Consider the following 3,267-nt stretch of genomic DNA (forward strand, 5'->3'; position numbering starts at 1 on the left):
CACCTTTCACTCCGATCAACTTTATCAATGATGGATTCAAGATGGTCAAGCGAATGGGTTGAAATACTCAGCTAAATTCAATAAGGAAATTCCTAAGATTTATGAGTTTGTTTTTTACAGGCATTTCCGTAATACCTATACCATGTGATTAATCGGGCAAAGTCTTGTTTTTTTTGATGCTTTTATTATACAGAAGAAAGGGTCATACCGCTCGACATTGCGAGTTGGTTTGACCCTTTCTAGTGGTTTATTTTTATAAATTGTGTGAAAACATGTAGTGATTGGAGCGGAAGGGTGCGAGACTCCAGCNNCGCGTAGCGGCAAAGGGGCTCACCGCACGCCCTGCGGAAAGCTCAGCACCCTGCGGAGATCAACGCTCAACACTTGTTAGTAAAGGACTTTTTCAGTGCCCTCGGGTTTCCCGAAGTTCTTTATATGTTATTGAATATACGGAAGCGGATCTACGGCATTGGATTTTGAAGGGTTCCAGCCGCCTTTGTGCATTTCAAAGTGAAGATGCTGTCCAAAAGAGTTGCCTGTGTTGCCTTGATCACCGATGTACTGTCCTTGTGATACGGACTGTCCTTCGGAAACAGCTCGGTTTCTCATATGTGCATAAAGTGTTGTATAGATCTGGCCATTCACATAATGAGTGATGAGCACACAGTTTCCGTAGCTGTCTGAGTAATAAGAGCGTGCTACTGTTCCGCCTGCTGCAGCTTTGATCGCTACACCTGCTCCATGCTGTGAAATATCGACGCCGTAGTGCATGCCGCCTTCGCGGTAACCATAACGGGATGTAATAACACCCGATGTTGGGAACGCAAAATCACGCGATACTGAAGGTGCCGGAGCCGGAGCCGGAGCTGGAGCTGGTGCCGGAGCTGGACTTGGCGACGGTGCAGATGAATTCTGCTTTTTGCGTGCTGCTGCAGCTCTTTCCGCTTCAGCTCGTGCAGCTGCTTCAGCTGCTGCTTTCCTTGCAGCTTCTTCACGCTTCTTTCGTTCAGCCTCTTGCTTCGCTCTTGCGATTTCAGCTTTAATAGCTGTTTCCTGTGCTGCAAGAATAGAGTTTTTCTCTTCAATATCCATCAAGTCTTCATGAATATGCTGCTCTTCTTCTTTTAACGAAGCAAGAAGGCGGTTTTGTTCTTTCTTTTGTGCGTTCAGCTGATTTTTTAGACCCTGCAGCTCTGTAAGGGAAGCTGTAAGATTTTGAAGCTCTGTTTCAACTTGACCTTTCTTCTTGGCCACATCTTTTTTATCTCTTTTGTGATCTTCTAAAATTTGCTGGTCCTGGCTCGCGATTAAGTTAAGTGATAACATACGGTCGATAAAATCTCCGAAGCTGTTGGAACCGAGCATGACGCTAAGGTAGCTTACAGCACCGCCGTTCTCATACATAGACTTTACCCGTTCTTTAAGGAGCTTGTCCCTCTCAGCAATACGCTTTTCAAGCACAGCAATCTCATCTTTTAGTTCTTCAATTACAGATTTAGTTTCAGAAATGTCATTTTCTTTATTCTCGATCTTCTTACTTGTTTCCTTGAGTTCATCACCAATGGTGCTGATTTTTTCCAGCGTTGCATCTTGTTCTTTATGGTTGTCGGACATTTCATTCTTTTTCTGTGTCTGTTTCTTTTCGTTCTGTTCTTGTTTCTTTTTAATAGAATCTAAGGTTTCTGCATTAACGTTATATGTATATAAGCCGTTTAGTCCAAGGCTTAAGGACAAACTAGCGATCATTAACTTCTTTTTCAATTAGGTAAGCCTCCCTATAAATGTAAATCTTGCCATCTGTGTTACAGCGTCCATTATATCACCTATATCGGTTAGATTATCGTGAAATAATATTACAATTACATTTCATTTTATTACAAATTACTAGTTCAATAGACATTCCTGTCGAAATAAGAGGTTAAGAGAACACGGCATATGTATTGAAAACACAGCGGGAAAGAGAGAAAATATAGATGGTTACGTTGCAAATTAACATAAAGACCATCACAATAATAAAACAGAGTAAAAGACAGGGTGAGTGAGGACATTGAAGGAAACGCAAATTACATTTTTCACTGATATTGGTGCCCAGAAGCCAAACAGCATTAAGAATAAAGAAACAGCTTGTCCTTTCTGCGACCTTTCTCAATTAGAGCAGATCGTTGATAAAGACGGACCGATCATACTGGTCATGAATAAATTTCCTGTCCTCGACAAGGCGTTTCAAACCGTTCTGATTGAAACGGATGAATGTGACACTGAGCTTTCGCTCTATTCAAAAGAACATCTTTACCGTTTAATCGATTTTGGCATGAAGCACTGGAACAGCATGAAAAGCAGCGGCAAATACAAGTCCGTCATGTTCTTTAAAAATCACGGCCCCCTCTCAGGAGGGACGATCCGTCATCCGCATATGCAGATCGTCGGACTGGAAGAAGTAGACTGCCAGCATGACTGGCATCCGTCTCAGTTTGAGGGGATCTCTATCTGGAGCGGGAATGGAGTCCAGTTTAACATCTCCTCTGAGCCAAGAGCAGGCTTTTATGAACTTAACGTTATTTTGGAAGATGGCGGAAGAATGCATGACTTTGCTGATTGCATTCAGACAGGCGCACATTTTTTCCTGAACAATTTCCACCGCAATTGCACGAGCTATAACCTTTTCTTCTATGAAAAAGAGGGAACAGTGTATGTAAAAATCATGCCGAGGTTTGCCACTTCCCCTCTTTTCATGGGGTACGGCATCCAGCAAGTCGCCAACAACATCAGCCAAGTCGCCGCCAAAATTCAGGACATCTATTTTTAACAACCTGGGGCTTCTGGGGTACGGTACCGCAGATGGACAAAACGAGAAAGATGTCCAGCTGAAAAAGACAATTATAAAGCGGACAGAATGCATCTGCATGCATTCTGCCCGCTTTTTTGTTCAATCTTTGGATTGGAGTATGGACGTAACCGCCAGCTCCGCCATATTCTTAGCCTCCGTCATGGAAGCTAGATCCAGTCTTTCTGTCCATTGGTGCGCATCTTTTCCGAATGGTCCGATGTTCAGTACTGGTACATCCAGCTTTTTCATCGCTTCTATTGGCAGAGGATAAATTTTTTCAAGCAGAGGGGAATTGCCTGTGTAAGAAGCCAAGTCGTCCTCACTGTATTGAAAGCCAATATAGCTTAAATCAGATAATCCATTAAAATAGGTTTTTTTCTTCACTTTTCTGCCGCTTACCGTTGGAAATCTCTCCATGACAGAAGCCATTGTTTTTTGGA

The 3,267-nt window shown here is 42.8% G+C and carries 2 protein-coding genes and 1 pseudogene; 1 reads left to right on the forward strand and 2 read right to left on the reverse strand.

Annotation, left to right across the window (positions count from 1 at the left end):
- Positions 1-438: 438 nt before the first annotated feature.
- Positions 439-1,761: a murein hydrolase activator EnvC family protein gene (locus CGZ90_RS19950; RefSeq protein ID WP_094254227.1), complete on the reverse strand. Its 1,323-nt coding sequence runs from the start codon at positions 1,759-1,761 to the stop codon at positions 439-441.
- 286 nt (positions 1,762-2,047) lie between these two features.
- Between CGZ90_RS19950 and CGZ90_RS19955 the strand changes: the two genes are divergently transcribed.
- On the forward strand, positions 2,048-2,806 hold the full coding sequence (locus CGZ90_RS19955; RefSeq protein ID WP_094254228.1) for a DUF4931 domain-containing protein: 759 nt from the start codon (positions 2,048-2,050) through the stop codon (positions 2,804-2,806).
- Between the two features lie 120 nt (positions 2,807-2,926).
- On the opposite strand, the pseudogene CGZ90_RS20920 reads toward CGZ90_RS19955, so the two are convergent.
- Positions 2,927-3,267 (reverse strand): annotated as a pseudogene (locus CGZ90_RS20920) (hypothetical protein); the annotation flags it as partial.

Source organism: Fictibacillus aquaticus (assembly GCF_002245695.1).
GTDB classification, from domain to species: domain Bacteria; phylum Bacillota; class Bacilli; order Bacillales; family Fictibacillaceae; genus Fictibacillus; species Fictibacillus aquaticus.